Genomic DNA, 16233 nt, shown 5'->3' with positions numbered 1-16233 from the left:
CGATCCATGTCCCGATGGCTCCCCGTCATGTCCGATCGTCTCGTCCCACGGACGAAGGGTGAGAGGGGGCGAGAGCGCCGGAGGTACGGTGCGGGGCATGGACGTACTGAGCGATGCCATCGCCGCCATGCGCACCGGCCGGCCGCACTCCTCCCGTACCGTCAGATTCGCGCCCTGGGGTTTACGTTTCCCCGCCACCCAAGGAGCCGGATTCCACGTCGTGCTCCAGGGGACCGCCTGGCTGCTGCCGCCCGACGGCGCGGCGCCCGTCCGGCTCGGCCCCGGCGACGTCGTCCTGCTCGCCCACGGCACCGGACACGGCCTCGCCGACCACCCGGACACCCCGCTCGCCGACGCCGTCCCCGCACCCGACGGCTCCTGGCCCACCCTCCCCGACCGCGGGCCCGTCGGCGCCGAGGAGACCCTGCTGCTGTGCGGGGCCTACCAGCTGAGCCGGGCCCGCGCCCACCCGCTGCTCACCGGGCTGCCCCCGTACGTCCACATCCCCGCCCGGGTCGGCGCCCACCCCCGGCTGCGCGCCGCCGTCGACCTCCTCGGCGCCGAACTCGCCGAACCCCAGCCGGGCGCCGACACCATCGTCCCCGCCCTCCTCGACACCCTGCTGCTGTACCTGCTGCGCACCTGGTGGCTGGCCGAGCGCGCCGACCGCTCCACCGGCTGGTCCGCCGCGCTGAGCGACCCGGCCGTCGCCGGCGCCCTGCGCGCCCTCCACGACGACCCGGCCCGCCCCTGGACGGTCGAGGAACTCGGCGCCCTCGGCGGCCTGTCGAGGGCCGCGTTCGCCCGCCGCTTCACCGCCCTGGTGGGCCGGCCCCCGCTCGCGTACCTCACCTGGTGGCGCATGACGACCGCCGGCCGGCTGCTGCGCACCGACGACCTGCCCCTGCGGACCGTGGCCCGACGCTCCGGCTACTCCTCGGAGTTCGCCTTCGCCAAGGCCTTCAAGCGGGAGTACGGAGTCGCGCCCGGCCAGTACCGGAAGGCCGCCTAGGGCCCGCCCGGGGCGGCCCGGGGCCGCCGCCCGGCCGGGCGTCAGGCGCGCGTGCGGTGGCGCGGCAGGCGCAGCGAGACCAGCGTGGTCAGGGCGAGGAGCACCGCGCTGATCAGCAACGACACCCGCAGGCTCGGCTCCACCCCGTCGGCGGCCAGGGAGCCGAAGACCGCGATGGCCAGGGCGCCCGCCGTCTGCCGGACCGCGTTCAGGAGACCCGCCGCCGTGCCCGCGCGCTCGGCCGGGACGGCCTCCATCATCGCGGCGATCAGCGGCGGCAGCGAGAAGCCGGCCCCGAGCGCCAGCGGCACCAGCAGCAGCGCCTGGAGCGCCCGCGGGGTGCCCGCGTCCACCGTCAGCAGACCGAGCAGCCCGAACACCGCCACGACCTGGCCCACGACGATCGGCAGCCGGGCGCCATGGCGGGCCGCCACCTTCGCCGACAGCACGTTCACCCCGGCCAGCAGCCCCGTCATCGGCAGGAACATCAGGCCCGCGCCCAGCGCGGAAAGCCCCAGCACCTGCTGGAAGAAGAGGCTGAAGACGAAGATCATGCCGTAGAACGCGACACTGTTCGCCGAGCCCGCCAGCACCGCCACCACGACCATCCGCTCCCGGAACAGACCCAGCGGCACCATCGGGTGCGCCCGCCGCGCCTCGACCGCGAGGAACGCGGCGAAGGCGAGCACCGCGCCGCCCAGCGCCCACCACCCGGCCGTGCCGCCCTCGATCGCCGCGAACGTCAGCCCGCCCAGCGCCGCCATCGCCGTCAGCTGGCCCGGCAGGTCCAGCGGCGCCGGCCGCCGCGCCGAGCCCGCGACCCGGGTCAGCAGGGCGAGCGCGACCAGGCCGAGCGGCAGGTTGACGAAGAAGATCCCGCGCCAGCTCCACGCCGTGGTCAGCGCGCCGCCCACCACCGGCCCCAGCGCCACCGCGACCGTGGCGCCCGCCGCCCACAGCGACACCGCGCGGGCCCGCCGCACCGGGTCGCCGTACGCCTCGCGCACCAGCGCGAGCGAGGCCGGGAGCATCACCGCCGCCGCCGCGCCCTGCACCGTACGGGCCGCGAGCAGCGCGGGCAGGCCCGGGGCCAGACCGCAGGCGACGGAGGCCAGTGTGAAGCCGACGACCCCCACGGCGTACGCGCGGCTCGCCCCGATCCGGTCGGCGAGCGCCCCGCTGGACAGCAGCAGCGCGGCGAACACCAGCGTGTAGGAGTCGACCACCCACTGCAGGCCCGTCATCCCGGCCCCCAGGTCGGCGCCGATCGCGGGCAGGGCGACGTTGACCACCGAGGTGTCGAGCGTGATCAGGGCGAAGCCCAGCATCGCGGCGACGAGGGCGGGGCCGGGACGCCGGGCGCCGGGGGAGGCCTTGCGGAGAGCTTCGGGAGCGGTGGCAACGGCGGCTTCGGGAAGGTCGGTTGAGGTCATGCGCCCAGCTTGGTGAGCGCGCGGGCCGTAGAGTAGTGGCCCGAATGCCATATGACCGGAGGTTCTGGCCATGCCGTCGTCCCGGGTCCGCCGCGTCGCGGTGATCGCCGCCCCGCCCGCCTCGATGTTCAACCTCGCCATCCCGGAGATGCTCTTCGCCAAGGTGGAGGTCGACGGCGGCCCCGGCTACGAGACGCTCATCTGCGCCCCCGACCCCGGCCCCGTCGCCACCACCGGCGGCCTCGACCTGCACGTCCCGCTGGGCCTCGACGCCACCGACGCGGCCGACACCGTGATCCTCGCCGGCAGCGGCTCGTACACCGATCCCGACCCCCGGATCCTGGACGCGCTGCGCCGGGCCGCCGCCGCGGGCAAGCGGATCGCCTCCATCTGCACCGGCTCCTTCGCGCTCGCCGCCGCCGGACTCCTGGACGGCCGCGCGGCCACCACCTACTGGGCCTACCGCGAGCAGCTCGCCGAGCGGCACCCGACCGTCGATCTCCAGGACGACGTCCTCTTCGTCCAGGACGGCCCGGTGCTCACCTCCTCCGGCTACGCCGCCGGCATCGACCTGTGCCTGCACATCATCCGCACCGACCACGGCGCCGCCGTCGCCAACACCGTGGCCCGGCTCGCCCTCGTCGCGCCGGTACGGCCCGGCGGGCAGACCCAGTTCACCCTCACCCCGCTGCCGCCCGAGCGCGGCGCCTCCTTCGCCCGCACCCGCGCCTGGGCCATGGAGCACCTCGACGAACCGCTCGCCCTCACCGACCTCGCCCGGCACGCCGGGGTCTCCGTCCGCACCCTCTCCCGCCGCTTCCACGCCGAGACCGGGGTCAGCCCGCTCCAGTGGCTGCTGCACCAGCGCGTCGAACGCGCCAAGGAGCTCCTGGAGACCACCTCCCTGCCCATGGACCAGGTCGCCCGGGCGAGCGGCCTCGGCACGGCCGACTCGCTCCGCCAGCACCTGCTGCGCAGGACCGGCCTGACCCCGAGCGCCTACCGCGGCTCCTTCAACCGGCTGGGTGCGTCCGCAACCGGGCCCGTCGCCTCCGCGTCCTGAGAGATCATGACCGGATCCCCCCTGCGTATCCAGTACGCGCTCCCCGCCGACCTCGACGCCATCGCCGCCCTCCACGCTGAGGCCCGCGCGAGCTACTACCGCGGCCACCTCCCCGACGCCGCCTTCGAGGGCCCCGAGGAGCTGGCCCGCTCCCGGGCCGGCTGGGCCGCGGCCATCGACGCCGGGCGGGTGCTCCGGGCCCGCGACGCCGCCGGGGAGCTCCTCGGCGTCGCCGCGTACGGGGAGCGGGACGGCGTCACGCACCTCACCCAGCTCCACGTCGCCCCGGCCCGCTGGCGCGGCGGGGTCGGCACCGCCCTGCACACCGCCTGCGTCGACGCCTGGCGGGCCGCCGGGGTGCGCACCGCCCGCCTGGAGGTGTTCGACCGGAACACCCGCGCCCAGGCCTTCTACGCGGCCCGCGGCTGGCTCCCGGACCCGGACACCCCGCACGCCGGGGACCACCTCGTGCTCCGGCTCACACTCCGGTCCGGGCCCGCGGCGGAATGAATCGGGCGGGGCGGGGCGTTCCGCATCGTGGACAACCGCCCCCGCCCCCGTCTGGAGAGAACCCCACCATGCGCGTCGAGATCTGGAGCGACATCGCCTGCCCCTGGTGCTACATAGGCAAGGCCCGCTTCGAGAAGGGGCTCGAAGCCTTCGCCCACCGCGACGACGTCGAGGTCGTGCACCGCTCCTTCGAGCTCGACCCGAACCGGCCCAAGGGCGACACCGCGCCCGTCCTGGAGATGCTGGCCACCAAGTACGGCCGCACCCTCGACGAGGCCCGCGCCATGGAGGCCCACGTCGCCTCCAACGCCCACTCCGAGGGCCTGGGCTACCGCACCGAGGGCCGTGACCACGGCAACACCTTCGACATCCACCGCCTGCTGCACCTGGCGAAGGAGCGCGGGCGCCAGAGCGAGCTCCTCGACCTCGCCTACCGGGCCAACTTCGCCGAGGAGCGCTCGGTCTTCACGCCCGACACCCTGGTCGCCCTCGGCGTCGAGGCCGGTCTCGACGAGGCCGAGGTCCGCGCGGTGCTCGCCGACGAGTCCGCGTACGCCGACGCCGTACGGGCGGACGAGCGCGAGGCCGCCGAGCTCGGCGCGAACGGCGTGCCGTTCTTCGTCCTCGACCGGAAGTACGGCGTCTCCGGCGGGCAGCCCGCCGAGGTCTTCACCCAGGCCCTGGAGCAGGCCTGGCAGGGCCGCACCCTCCAGCCCGTCGGCGGCGACGCCGACGCCTGCGACATCGACGGCGGGAACTGCTGAGCACCCACGGGACGCCCGCCGAGGTCGCTGGCTGACCGACGCATAAGCGCCACTTGGAGATTCCCCATGATCTATGGCAATTGACGGGAGATCGTGGGGAATCCAGGCTGGGCCCATGGACATTCTGGAGCCCCTGGGCGGAGCCGAGTTCGCCCCCACGCAGACCTATCTGAACACCTCCGCCTGCGCCCTGCTGCCCCGCCGGACGGTCGAGGCCGTCACCCTCCTCGCCGAGCAGACCGCGGCCGGGCGCCCCGACGGCGCCGGCAGCTTCGACATCGTCGACGAGGCCCGGGCCTCGTTCGCGCGGATCGCCCACATCGGCACCGACCGGGTCGCGGTCGGCAGCTCGGTCTCCGTCCACGTCGGCATGGTGGCGCAGTCCATGCCGTCCGGGGCCGAGATCCTCTTCCCCGAGGGCGACTTCTCCTCCGTCATCACGCCGTTCACCGTCCGCGGCGACCTGAAGATTCGTTTCGTCCCCCTGGAGCGGCTCGCGGAGTCGGTGCGGCCCGAGACCGCCCTCGTCGCCTTCTCCGCCGTGCAGTCGGCGGACGGCCGGACCGCCGACCTCGCCGCGATCCGCGCCGCGGCCGCCGCGCACGGCGCCCGCACCCTCCTCGACGCCACCCAGTCGGCGGGCTGGCTGCCGCTGTACGCGGCGGAGTGGGACTTCACCGTCGCCGGCGGCTACAAGTACCTGCTCTGCCCGCGCGGCGCGTCCTTCCTCACGGTCACCGAGGAGGCCCAGGACGCGCTGCTGCCGATCCACGCGGGCTGGGTCACCGGCGAGGACCTGTGGGCCAACAGCTACGGCCCGGTGCGCGAACTGGCCCGCTCGGCCCGCCGGTTCGACGAGCCCGCCGCCTTCCTCTCGTACCACGGCGCGGCCCGCTCGCTCGCCCTCCTGGAAGAGGTCGGCATCGAGCGCATCGAGGCCCACAACAAGGCCCTCGCCGCCCGCTTCCGCGCCGGCCTCACCGAACTCGGCCACGCCGCCGTCGCGGACGAGTCGACCGTCGTCGGCATCCCGGGCCTCGGCGCCCGCGCCGACGCCCTGCGCGCGTCGGGCGTCCTCCTCTCGGCCCGCGCGGGCAACCTGCGGGCCTCCTTCCACCTCTACAACTCCTCGGCCGACGTGGAACGGGCCCTGGAGGTCCTCGCGGGCTGAGCCCCTGTCGTACCGGGGGACAGACGGAGGGGCCGCCGGGGGACGCGGAGGTACGCATTCCCCGGCGGCCCCTGGACGGCGCCGGGCGGCCGGCGGGCGCTCGGGCCGGCGGTGGTGCGCGGTGGGGTGCCCCGCTGGCCCCCGGCCCGGTCCCGGCCCGCCGTCAGCGCCCCCACGCCTCCGTGACCGCCCGGCGGGCGCCCTCCAGGTCCACCGTGCGGCCCGTCTCCGTGAGGGCCGTGCCCAGGGCCGCGAGCGAGGAGTGGACGGCGCCCGGGGTCGCGTCCACCCCGTAGTGGTTGACCCGGATCATCTCCTTGGCCAGCGCCCCGCCGCCCGCGATCAGCGGCAGCGACGGGTCCGCGGCCAGGGCCTTCGCCACCAGCTCGGAGGCGTCGACCCCGGCGGGGGAGCGCAGGGTCGTGGCGACCGGGGCCGCGTCCGGCGCCTCGTGCACGTACGGCTCCAGGCCGCCGCCCAGCGCCAGCGCACCCGCGCGGGTGGCCGCCGCGGCCGAGGCGTGCCGGGCCATCAGCGCGTCCAGGCCCTCCGCCTCGATCCGCTCCAGGCAGGCCTCCAGGGCCAGCATCTCCAGCTGCGCCGGGGCGTGCAGCAGCGCCTTGCGGCCGCCGTCGATCCACCGCTCCTTCCAGTCCAGGAGGGAGAGGTACGAGCGGCGCGGCGCCTGCGGGTTGGCGGCGAACCGCTCCCAGGCCCGCGCGCTCACCGACACCGCGGAGACGCCCGCCGGGCCGCCCATCGCCTTCTGCGCGCCGATGATGCACATGTCGACGCCCCACTCGTCCGGGAGCACCGGCTCGGCGCCGATCGAGGCCACCGCGTCCAGGTAGAACAGCGCGCCGTGCGCCCGCACGACCTCGCCGATCTCCGCGACGGGGTTGGTGTTGCCGGTCGCCGCCTCCGCGTGCACCAGGGACACGAAGTCGATCTCCGGGTGCTCGGCGAAGGCCCGCGCCACCTGCTCGGCGGTCACCGCCGTGTGGAACGGCACCTCCAGGTCGACGACCGTCGCGCCGCAGTCGCGCAGCCAGTTGCCGAAGGTCTGCCCGTACGGCCCCGTGACGATGTTCAGCGCGGTCGAGCCCGGCCGCGCGCCGCTGCGGATGCAGCCCTCCAGAGGCAGCAGCGCCTCGCCCTGGGTGATCACGACGTCCTGCTCGGTGCGGAGCAGCGCGGCGACCCGCCGCTCGATCGACGCGAAGTGCGCGGCGGTCAGCGGGGCCAGGTCCAGAAGCGGATGGGTCACGGTCACGGAGGGCCTTCTTCGGGGTCGAATGCGTGTCGCATACATCGGGATCGAGCTGGTGCCAGCGTAAGCGGTCCGGCCGCCGCCCCGGCCGGTCACTCCCGTGCGCCGTGATCACCGGATCGGGTGAGTCGGGGACTGTTCGATACCGGATCGTGCGACCCCACCCCCATGCTGGGCTCGCTCGCGACAAGATCACGGAAGGACTGGTCCATGACCACCACCCCGCAGGACGTCATCACCGCCAAGCTGGAGCGCGCCTTCGACACCGTGGACGCCAACGGCGACGGGCAGTTGGAATGGGCGGACTACCGGGCGATCGCCGACCGCTACACCACGGCGTACGCCCTGGACGCGAAGGACCGTCGGTCCAGGGCGCTCCAGAACGTCTTCCAGATGTTCTGGCTGGAGCTGCTGCGCCACTCCGGCGTGGACGGCGACCGGCTCACCAAGCAGCAGTTCGTCGCCGCCAGCCGGCTCGCCGCGATCGACAGCAGCCGGATCAACGTGACCGATGCCATCGCCCACGCGATCTTCGACGTCATCGACGTCAACGGCGACAACGAGGTCACCAAGGACGAGTTCGCCCGTGCACTGAACGACGTGTGGAAGGTCACCGCGCCCGACGCGATGGACTCGTTCTACAAGATGGACACCGACGGGGACGGCGCGATCTCGCGGCAGGAGTTCCTCCGCGCCATGCGGGAGTACTTCTTCTCGGACGACCCGGCCGCGCCGGGCAGCCTGTTCTTCGGGAGCGTCTGACCCACCGGCGGGGGCGCCGTGGAGGGGCGGTGCCGTCGGGGCGCCGCTCGCGGGCGCCCCGTCACGGCGCTGTGCGGAACCTGTCACAGGGCGTGCACCGCCGCGCCCTGGCGCTTCCCCCGGCGCCCCACCGGTGGGATGGTGCGGGCCTGAGCGGCCCCGCGGGGGAGCCGCCGGGAGGAAACGGGGTGGACACCATGACGCGGAGAACCACGAGAGCCGCGAGAGCCGGAAGACTCGGGCGGGCCGTCGTGAGCGCCGCGGCGCTGGCCGTCGTCGTGCCGCCGACCCTCGGGGCGGCGGCGCCGGCCGCCGGGACCGGCGCGGTGCGGGTGGTGGCGCCGGACCGGCCCATCGTCTTCGCCCGCTACAGCACGGCGGCCCCCGTCGAGGACCTGTACGCCATCGCCCCGACCGGCGGCGCCCCCGTCAAGCTCACCCACACCCCGGCCGTCAGCGACGTGATGCCCAGCTGGTCCCCGGACGGCGAGCGGGTGGCGTTCCTCCGCTACGGGTCCGGCGGCGCCGTCGACGGCATCTGGACGATGAAGAGCACGGGCGGCGGCCTCAAGGCCGTGCCCGGCACCAAGGGGGCGTCCGAACCGGCGTGGTCCCCGGACGGCAAGCGGATCGCCTACTCCCGGCCGGTCGGCACCCAGCGCGAGATCTACGTGGCCGGCGTCGACGGCACCTCCGCCACCCGGCTCACCCACACCGCGGGCGACGAGTTCCGCCCCACCTGGTCCCCGGACGGCAAGCAGCTGGCGTTCAGCCGCGCCGACGCCTCCGGGACCAGCCGTCTGATGCGCCTCCAGCTGTCCACCCTGGCCCAGAGCCCCGTCACCGGGCCCGGCACCCACGACGGGACGCCCGACTGGTCGCGCGGCAACCGGATCGTCTTCAGCCGCGTCGACGCCACCGGCTTCGCCCACCTCTACGTCGTCCGCCCCGACGGCTCGGGCGCCCACCGCATCACCTCGGCCCGCGCCAACGACACGTACCCCTCGTGGTCGCCGGACGGCCGGCGGCTCGTCTTCACCCGGGGAGGCACGGACGACGCGGACCCCCAGCACCTCTTCCTGGTACGGGCCGACGGCACCGCGCTCACCCAGCTCACCAAGGCCGGTACGCACGATCTGCAGGCCGACTGGCGCCCGTAGAGTGCCCGTATGAGCGATCACGTGGTGCTGCATGTGAAGGGGCGGGTGCTCGTCGGCCCGGAGGACGTACGGGACGAACTGTGGTGCGTCGACGGGCGGATCACCTTCGAGCGCCCCGGGGCCCCGGCCGGCGAGACCCTGACCGTCGAGGGCTGGGCACTGCCCGGTCTCGTCGACGCCCACTGCCACGTGGGGCTCGACAAGCACGGTCCGGTCGACGAGGCCACCGCCGAGAAGCAGGCCCTCACCGACCGGGACGCCGGCACCCTGCTCATCCGCGACGCCGGCTCGCCCTCCGACACCCGGTGGATCGACGAGCGCGAGGACCTGCCGAAGATCATCCGGGCGGGCCGGCACATCGCCCGCACCCGCCGCTACATCCGCAACTACGCCCACGAGATCGAGCCCGACGAACTGGTCGCGTACGTCGGGCGCGAGGCGCGGCGCGGCGACGGCTGGGTCAAGCTGGTCGGCGACTGGATCGACCGCGACCTGGGCGACCTGTCCCCGTCCTGGCCGCGCGCCGAGGTCCAGGCGGCCATCGCCGAGGCGCACCGGCTCGGCGCCCGGGTCACCGCGCACTGCTTCGCCGAGGACTCGCTGCGCGACCTGGTCGAGGCGGGCATCGACTGCGTCGAGCACGCCACCGGGCTCACCGAGGAGACCATCCCGCTCTTCGCCGAGCGGGGCGTCGCCATCGTCCCGACCCTGGTCAACATCGCGACCTTCCCGCACCTCGCGGACGGCGGCGAGGAGAAGTTCCCGCGCTGGTCGGCCCATATGCGCCGGCTCCACGAGCGCCGGTACGACACCGTCCGCGCCGCCTGGGACGCCGGGATCCCCGTCTTCGTCGGCACCGACGCGGGCGGCTCGCTGGCGCACGGACTGGTCGCCGCGGAGGTCGAGGAGCTGACGAAGGCGGGCATCCCCGCCCTCGACGCGCTCTCCGCGACGGCCTGGGGCGCCCGCGCCTGGCTGGGCCGCCCCTCCCTGGAGGAGGGCGCCCCGGCCGACCTCGTCGTCTACGCCGAGGACCCGCGCGCCGACGTCCGCGTCCTGGCGGCGCCCCGGCGCGTGATCGTCAACGGACGGGTGATCGGCTGAGCGGTCAGTCGCAGCTGAGCCGTCACGCCTCGCCGTGGCCGAGCGTCACGCCTCGCTGTAGAAGACCAGCCGGGCCCGCTTCTCCGGGATGAACACCTCCGGCAGGTCCACCTCGGGAAGCGTGATCTCGGGGCCCAGCTCGAAGCCGCTGCGCGCGAGCCGGGCGAGCACCTTCTCGTTGGCGGCGTCCGGCTCGCCCACGACCCGGGTGTGGTCGGTCAGCGCGAAGTCGAGCAGGGCGCTGAACAGCTTCTCGGTGAAGCCCCGCTCCGGGGCGGCCGAGGGGGCGACGAACAGGTGCACGCCGATGTCGCCCGGCCGTGCCTCGTAGCACTCGGAGATCCGGTCGGCCTCGGGGTCGTACGTCTGGAAGACGCCGACCGGCACGTCGTCCCGGTGCACCAGGTAGCCGTGGTGGGTGCTGAGCGAGTCGAGGTGCGCGTAGATCTCCCGCACCTGCTCGACGCTCGTGCCGTTCATGCCCCAGAAGCGGGCGCGCTCCTCGTTCACCCAGCGGTGGATGAGCTCGGCGTGGTGCTCGGGGTCGATGCGGTCGACCCGGACGGTGCCGAAGCCCTCGATGGTCCGGACGTGCTCAGTTCTGCTCATGCTCTTCCTTCACGAGGTCGTTCCAGCCGGTGACGACCGGGGCGAGGCCGCCCCGCAGCCACAGGGGCAGCTGGTCATGGTGGTGCGGGTCTCCGGGCACCCCGGAGGCGCCGAACGGCACGACCCACAGGCTGCGTTCGCGGTCGGCCAGGTCCCAGACGTAGCGGGCGGCCGAGGCGCGGGCGGACCGGTCGGTGAAGCCGGGGACGGAGGACGTCGACAGGACGCAGTCGTGGTCCCCGGCGAGCCCGGGCCACGCGGCGTCGGGGGTGCGCTCCTCGTCCGGCAGCGCCTGCCAGGGCGCGAGCCGGTGCGTCACGCCCCACGCGGGCGGCGCCTCGGCGGCCCCGGCCTCCTCCAGGGACGCGCGCACGATCCCGCGTACGTCCCCGGCCGGTACGGGCCCGCCGACAAGCAGCGTCTCCAGGGCGAAGGCCACCCGCGGGCCCAGCGCCAGCCAGGGCCGGAACAGTTCGGGGTACGGGGCGGGCGTCCGCAGCTCCGTGAACGCCTCGTGCGCCGCGAGCCGGCGCACGACCGCCCCGCGCACCGCCGCGTACAGCGCCGCGTCCGTGCTGTCGGCGTCCATCCGCCGGTCCCAGCCGAGGAGCGTGCGGCGCACGTCCCGGGCGGCGGGGGAGAGGGCCGCCTCGTCGGTGTCCCGTACGGCGTCGAGCAGGCGGCGGGCGGAAGGGTTGTCGGTGTCGGTGTGGACGGCGCCCATCGCGGACGGCGTCCAGGCCTTCGAGGCGTCGAGCAGCGCGGTGATCCGCTCGGCGCGGTGCGGCGGCGCGAACTCGACGCCCAGCGGCGCGGCGAGCCCGCGCGCGTTGGCCATGACCGCCCGCTCCCCGACCTCGGCGCGGGGCGTGGCCGCGGACTCGCCCGTCCAGGCGTGCGCGGCCTCCCAGGCGGGCACCACCCGCAGCGAGTTGAGCCGGTCGCGCACCGGCACGTACCCGGCGACCCGGTGCAGCAGCCCGCCGTCGGCGTCGGCCGCCTGCACGACGTTCACCGGCTCGATCCAGCGGTCGAGCGCCCGGTCCACGTCCTCGACGTTCCGCGCCCGCAGCAGCGCGGGCAGCACGGCGAAGCCCGACTCGCCGGTGACGCGGGGCGGGTAGCGCAGGCTGACGGCTTCCCATTCGGGGGCGGCGTCCGTGGCGCCTCCGTCGGCGGGGACGGCGCCCGTGTCGCCCGGTGCGCCCGGGTTACCCGTGACGCCTGGGTTGCCCGTGACGCCCGGGTCGCCCGTGACGCCCGGGTCGCCCGTGACGGCGGTGTCGCCCGTGCCCGTGCCCGCGCCCGGTGCCGCGCCGCGCTCGCCGGCCGCGCCGATGATCACCGGCCCCCGTGCCGTCTCGATCACCTCGATCGCGACCGGTGCCGCGTCCGCGACCCGGATCGTCTCCGTGTGCGCGGTCGCGGGTTCCCAGCCGGCCGGGCCGAGGGCCTCGACGCGCCCGTCGGGGTGGCGGCGCAGGCGCTCGCGGTAGAGGTCCTGGTAGTCGGCCATCGCGTTGGTGATCGCCCAGGCGACCCGGCCCGTGTGCCCGAAGTGGGCGAGGCCGGGGACGCCCGGGACGGCGAGGCCGAGGACGTCGTGCTCGGGGCAGGAGAGCCGGATCTGCTGGTAGACGCCGGGTGCCTCGATGAAGCGGTGCGGGTCGCCCGCCACGATCGGCGCGCCGCTCGCGGTCCGGGCGCCGGAGACGACCCAGCCGTTGGAGCCCGCCGTGCCGGGGCCGTCCGTCGCGAACAGTTCGGTCCACTCCTCGCCGAGCCGCCGCGCGACCTGCTCGCGCCACAGCTTGGTGGGGAAGCCGGCGAAGAGGATGTGGGTGGAGAGCCACACGGCGAGCGGCGTCCAGGGCTCCCAGCGCCCCGGCTCCAGGCCGGTCGCCGCGAACTCCGGTGCCCGCCGGGCGCCTTCCGCGAGGCCCTCGTTGACCCCGTCCACGTACGCCCGCACCCAGGCCGCCGTCTCCGCGTCCAGCCGGTCGTGGCAGCGGCGGGCGGTGTCGGCCAGCCTGGCCTGCCGTACGAAGGTGTCCCAGCCGGTCTCCGCCGCGCCGAGGAAGGCGGCGGTGGTGCCCTGCGCCCGGTGCCGCTCGACCTCCAGCTGCCAGGCGCGGTCCCGCGCGGTCACCAGGCCCTGGGCGCGGGCCAGTTCGCGCGGATCGCCGGCGCGCAGGTGCGGGATGCCGAAGGGGTCCCGGTAGACCTCGATGCTCACTGCGTTCGGCCCCGATCCGATCGTGGTTTCTTAGGTTAGGCTGACCTAAATTAACCTACAGGGCGGACAGGGGCGAGAGTGGGGTGGGCCGCGCGGGTCCAGTGGGAGCGTGCCGGGGATCTTGTGACCGGTTGACGATCCGTTACCCCCGCCCGGCATGGATCGTTGAAGCACTTCACGCCGACGCCGCCACGCACGCCCCGCGCCCCGCGCACACCGCGACGCGCGGGGCTTGCGGGAACGCCTGTGTCGAAAGATTCGAATATGGGCACGGAAACCACCCTTTGGAGTGAACTCACTCCAGGTGTCTGCCAGTTCACCCACAGTGCGTAAAGATTCCGGTGTCTCAAGTCGCCGCTGCCGCACCGACCCACAGTCCCCGTGGCGAGCGGCCGGCGACGCCATGTCTCTCGTGGGGGTTCCACCGCCTTGAACAGCAACACCTTCCGCATGCCCGTACGCCGTTCCGCCGCAGCCGCCACCGTCGCCGCGCTCGCGGTCGGCCCCGTGCTCCTCGCGGCCCCGGCGGCCCACGCCACGGGCGGAGAGGGCGCCGAAGGGCACGCCACCGCCGTCGTCCTGCGCGCCGGACTCGACGTGAACCTGCTCAACAAGGCCGTGAGCGTGCCGCTGCGCGCCTCCCTCAACGAGGTCGAGGCCCCGGCCAGCGCCAAGCGGACCGCCCTCACCGTCCAGGTGAAGGGCGCGGAGAACAACAAGCCGGTCGACGTCCTGCGCGCCGACGTCGCCACCTCCGAGGCGACCGTCCACGGCACCACCGCCAAGGGGTACGTCAACCTCGTCAAGGCGCGGGTCCACGTCCCCGGACTCCCGCTGCTCTCCCTCGTCGAGGTCGAGAAGGTCACCTCCAAGGCCGTCTGCGAGGCCGGCAAGCGCCCCGTCGCCGAGTCCAACCTGCTCGGCCACATCACCGTCCTCGGCAAGAAGACGACGCTGTCGACGGGCGGTCGGACCAAGGTGAGCGTGCCCGGCGTCGGCGAGGTCGTCCTCGACCTCTCCCGCACCTCCACCACCTCCCGCACCGCCGCCGCCACGGCCCTGGAGCTGAAGGTCACGGTCAACCCGCTCAACCTCAACGTCGCCGAGGTCGGCGGCACGATCACCCTCGCCGAAGCAACCTGCGCCACCCCCGCCGGCAACAAGCCGAGCGAGCGGCCCAGCGAGCGCCCGAGCGAGCAGCCTTCCCAGCAGCCGTCCGAGCAGCCCTCGCAGCAGCCCTCCACCCCGCCCAGCCACGACACCGGCGTGACGACGAACAACGGCGGCACCACCCCCACCGAGAACCTCGCCGAGACCGGCGGCAGCTCCATGACGCCGTACCTGGCCGGCGGCGCCCTCCTGCTCCTCGGCGTGGGCGGCGGCTCGATGCTGCTCGCCCGCGGCCGCGCCCGCGCCCGCGGCTGACCGGCCCGAGGGGAGAACGAAAGGGGACGCCGGGGGCGGTGCCGCACGTGCGGCACCGCCCCCGGCGCCACCCAGGCGTGGGGTCCGTGAGGCCCGCGGGGTCCGTTGGGTCTCAGCCCAGCATCAACAACGCCTGGTCCAGGGCCTGGAGGAAACGGTTCGTCGTCACCCGGTCCCGCACCGCGAGCCGCAGCCAGTTCCGGTCGAGCCCCGGGAAGGTGTCCCCGCGCCGCGCCGCGAAACCGAGCCCCCGCAGCCGCTCCCGTACCGCGTCCGCGCCCTCGATCCGCACCAGCACGAACGGCCCCTCCGCCGCCTCGACCACCCGCACCTCGTCGAACTCCGCGAGCCCCGCGAGCAGATGCGCCCGCTCCCTGCCGATCCGGTGCGCCGCCTCCTCCGCCTCCGCGAGCGCCGCCCGCGCCATGCACGCCTCCGCCGCCACCAGCGCCGGCGTCGACACCGGCCACAGCGGCTGGGCGCGTTCCAGCGCGGCGATCGTCTCCGCCGCCGCCAGCACATAGCCGATCCGCAGCCCCGCCAGACCCCAGGTCTTCGTCAGGCTCCGCAGCACCACCAGACCCGGCACGTCCGTCCGCCCGGCCAGCGACTCCCGCTCGCCCGGCACCGCGTCCATGAACGCCTCGTCGACCACCAGCGTCCGCCCGGGCCGGGCCAGCGCCGCGATCGCCTCCGCCGGATGCAGCACCGAGGTGGGGTTGGTCGGATTGCCGATCACCACCAGATCGGCCTCCTCCGGCACCGCCGCCGGATCCAGCCGGAAACCGTCCTCCTCGCGCAGCAGCACCCGCTCCACCTCGTGCCCGGCGTCCCGCAGCGCCGCCTCCGGCTCGGTGAACTGCGGATGCACCACGACCGGCCGCCGCGCCGGCAGCGCCCGCGCCAGGAGCACGAACGCCTCCGCCGCGCCCGCCGTGAGCAGCACCCGCCGGGCCGGCAGATCGTGCCGCTCGGCCACCGCCGCCCGCGCCACCCGCCCGTCGGGGTAGGCGGCCAGACCGGTCAGGGAGTCCGCGATCCGCTCCCGCAGCCACTCCGGCGGCGTGTTCGTCCGGACGTTGACCGCGAGGTCGATCAGCTTCTCGTCCCGGACCTCGGCGTCGCCGTGGTGACGCAGATCGTGTGCATCAGCATGAGTGTGGATGTCCATGGCCGCCGTCGTGTGGGGGGTGGGGATGGGGGTGGGGATGGTGCCCGGGGGGAGGGCGCGTGTGGGGGATGAGCCGGGCTCGCCTGCGATGTACCCGTGGCCCCGGCCCAACAACCGTACGCCTAAGCCATCTTCGTTCGACGCACCCGCATCATCCGGCCACCCCGTGACAGAACGGGCGATCGCGCACGTCACGCTCCGCGTCCGCCGCTTCGGCACCACCAGCACCGCCCCCGGCCCCGCCGCCCGCAGCGCCGCCGCCTCCGCCACGGACGCCGTCCCCGTCGCGGCCAGCGCGCGCCCCGAAGGATGCGGTACGGGCACCCCGGCCAGCTCCTCGCTCCGGAACGCCCGCACCGGCACCCCGAGCCGCTCCGCCGCCCCCGCGATCCCCGGCTCACCGGCCCGCGCCTCCAGCGTCGCGAGCACGCCCACGTCCCCGCCGCCGAGCCCCGCCTCGCGCAGCGCCGACCCGATCAGCCCCAGCACCTCCGCCGCCTCGGCCCCGGACCGGGCCCCGACCCCCACCACGACCCGCACCCC

Annotated in this window: 14 protein-coding genes; 9 read left to right on the top strand and 5 right to left on the bottom strand. The window is 75.0% G+C overall.

Annotated features, from left to right (window positions below):
- Positions 1–97 precede the first annotated feature (97 nt).
- Complete coding sequence (locus tag ACZ3ZE_RS00425; RefSeq protein WP_361164553.1) at positions 98–1012, top strand: AraC family transcriptional regulator; 915 nt, start codon at positions 98–100, stop codon at positions 1010–1012.
- 41 nt (positions 1013–1053) lie between these two features.
- Here ACZ3ZE_RS00425 and ACZ3ZE_RS00420 read toward each other — a convergent pair whose 3' ends face one another.
- Entirely contained in the window at positions 1054–2445 is a 1392-nt protein-coding gene (locus ACZ3ZE_RS00420) for an MFS transporter (RefSeq protein ID WP_467256885.1), read from the bottom strand.
- A gap of 70 nt (positions 2446–2515) precedes the next feature.
- Here ACZ3ZE_RS00420 and ACZ3ZE_RS00415 point away from each other — a divergent pair, with 70 nt between their 5' ends.
- The 4 genes from ACZ3ZE_RS00415 (at position 2516) to ACZ3ZE_RS00400 (ending at position 5953) form a co-directional block, all read left to right on the top strand.
- Positions 2516–3508: a GlxA family transcriptional regulator gene (locus ACZ3ZE_RS00415; protein WP_361164559.1), complete on the top strand. Its 993-nt coding sequence runs from the start codon at positions 2516–2518 to the stop codon at positions 3506–3508.
- Positions 3509–3514: 6 nt separating this feature from the next.
- Complete coding sequence (locus ACZ3ZE_RS00410) at positions 3515–4018, top strand: GNAT family N-acetyltransferase (RefSeq protein WP_467256883.1); 504 nt, start codon at positions 3515–3517, stop codon at positions 4016–4018.
- Positions 4019–4086: 68 nt separating this feature from the next.
- Positions 4087–4782 (top strand): DsbA family oxidoreductase, encoded by a 696-nt coding sequence (locus tag ACZ3ZE_RS00405; RefSeq protein ID WP_361164565.1) that lies wholly within the window; start codon positions 4087–4089, stop codon positions 4780–4782.
- A gap of 115 nt (positions 4783–4897) precedes the next feature.
- Positions 4898–5953 (top strand): aminotransferase class V-fold PLP-dependent enzyme, encoded by a 1056-nt coding sequence (locus ACZ3ZE_RS00400; protein WP_361164568.1) that lies wholly within the window; start codon positions 4898–4900, stop codon positions 5951–5953.
- Positions 5954–6116: 163 nt separating this feature from the next.
- Here ACZ3ZE_RS00400 and ACZ3ZE_RS00395 read toward each other — a convergent pair whose 3' ends face one another.
- The gene (locus tag ACZ3ZE_RS00395; protein WP_361164767.1) at positions 6117–7220 is read right to left on the bottom strand and encodes a pyridoxal-phosphate-dependent aminotransferase family protein; all 1104 of its coding nucleotides are present in this window, start codon (positions 7218–7220) and stop codon (positions 6117–6119) included.
- Positions 7221–7433: 213 nt separating this feature from the next.
- On the opposite strand from ACZ3ZE_RS00395, the gene ACZ3ZE_RS00390 reads away from it, so the two are divergent.
- The 3 genes from ACZ3ZE_RS00390 to ACZ3ZE_RS00380 all read left to right on the top strand — a co-directional run bounded on the left by ACZ3ZE_RS00390 (position 7434) and on the right by ACZ3ZE_RS00380 (position 10249).
- The gene (locus ACZ3ZE_RS00390; protein WP_361164571.1) at positions 7434–7985 is read left to right on the top strand and encodes an EF-hand domain-containing protein; all 552 of its coding nucleotides are present in this window, start codon (positions 7434–7436) and stop codon (positions 7983–7985) included.
- A 251-nt stretch (positions 7986–8236) separates the two neighbouring features.
- Positions 8237–9145 (top strand): hypothetical protein, encoded by a 909-nt coding sequence (locus ACZ3ZE_RS00385; RefSeq protein WP_361164574.1) that lies wholly within the window; start codon positions 8237–8239, stop codon positions 9143–9145.
- Positions 9146–9154: 9 nt separating this feature from the next.
- Positions 9155–10249 (top strand): amidohydrolase family protein, encoded by a 1095-nt coding sequence (locus tag ACZ3ZE_RS00380; RefSeq protein ID WP_361164577.1) that lies wholly within the window; start codon positions 9155–9157, stop codon positions 10247–10249.
- 45 nt (positions 10250–10294) lie between these two features.
- Here the strand turns inward: ACZ3ZE_RS00380 and ACZ3ZE_RS00375 are convergent, their stop codons facing one another.
- Both ACZ3ZE_RS00375 and ACZ3ZE_RS00370 read right to left on the bottom strand, forming a co-directional pair.
- Positions 10295–10858, bottom strand: coding sequence for a GNAT family N-acetyltransferase (locus ACZ3ZE_RS00375; protein ID WP_361164580.1), 564 nt, complete (start codon positions 10856–10858; stop codon positions 10295–10297).
- The gene (locus tag ACZ3ZE_RS00370) at positions 10845–13094 is read right to left on the bottom strand and encodes a penicillin acylase family protein (protein ID WP_467256881.1); all 2250 of its coding nucleotides are present in this window, start codon (positions 13092–13094) and stop codon (positions 10845–10847) included. Before ACZ3ZE_RS00370 ends, ACZ3ZE_RS00375 begins: the two co-directional genes overlap by 14 nt.
- A gap of 429 nt (positions 13095–13523) precedes the next feature.
- Between ACZ3ZE_RS00370 and ACZ3ZE_RS00365 the strand changes: the two genes are divergently transcribed.
- Positions 13524–14519, top strand: coding sequence for an SCO1860 family LAETG-anchored protein (locus ACZ3ZE_RS00365; RefSeq protein ID WP_363291168.1), 996 nt, complete (start codon positions 13524–13526; stop codon positions 14517–14519).
- Between the two features lie 112 nt (positions 14520–14631).
- On the opposite strand, the gene cobC is transcribed toward ACZ3ZE_RS00365, so the two are convergent.
- Complete coding sequence (cobC, locus tag ACZ3ZE_RS00360) at positions 14632–16221, bottom strand: Rv2231c family pyridoxal phosphate-dependent protein CobC (protein ID WP_467256879.1); 1590 nt, start codon at positions 16219–16221, stop codon at positions 14632–14634.
- Between the last annotated feature and the right edge of the window lie 12 nt (positions 16222–16233).

Source organism: Streptomyces sp. NPDC023157, assembly GCF_055560575.1.
Note: the sequence above shows the minus strand (reverse complement) of the source record. Positions and strands in the feature narration are given on the sequence as shown.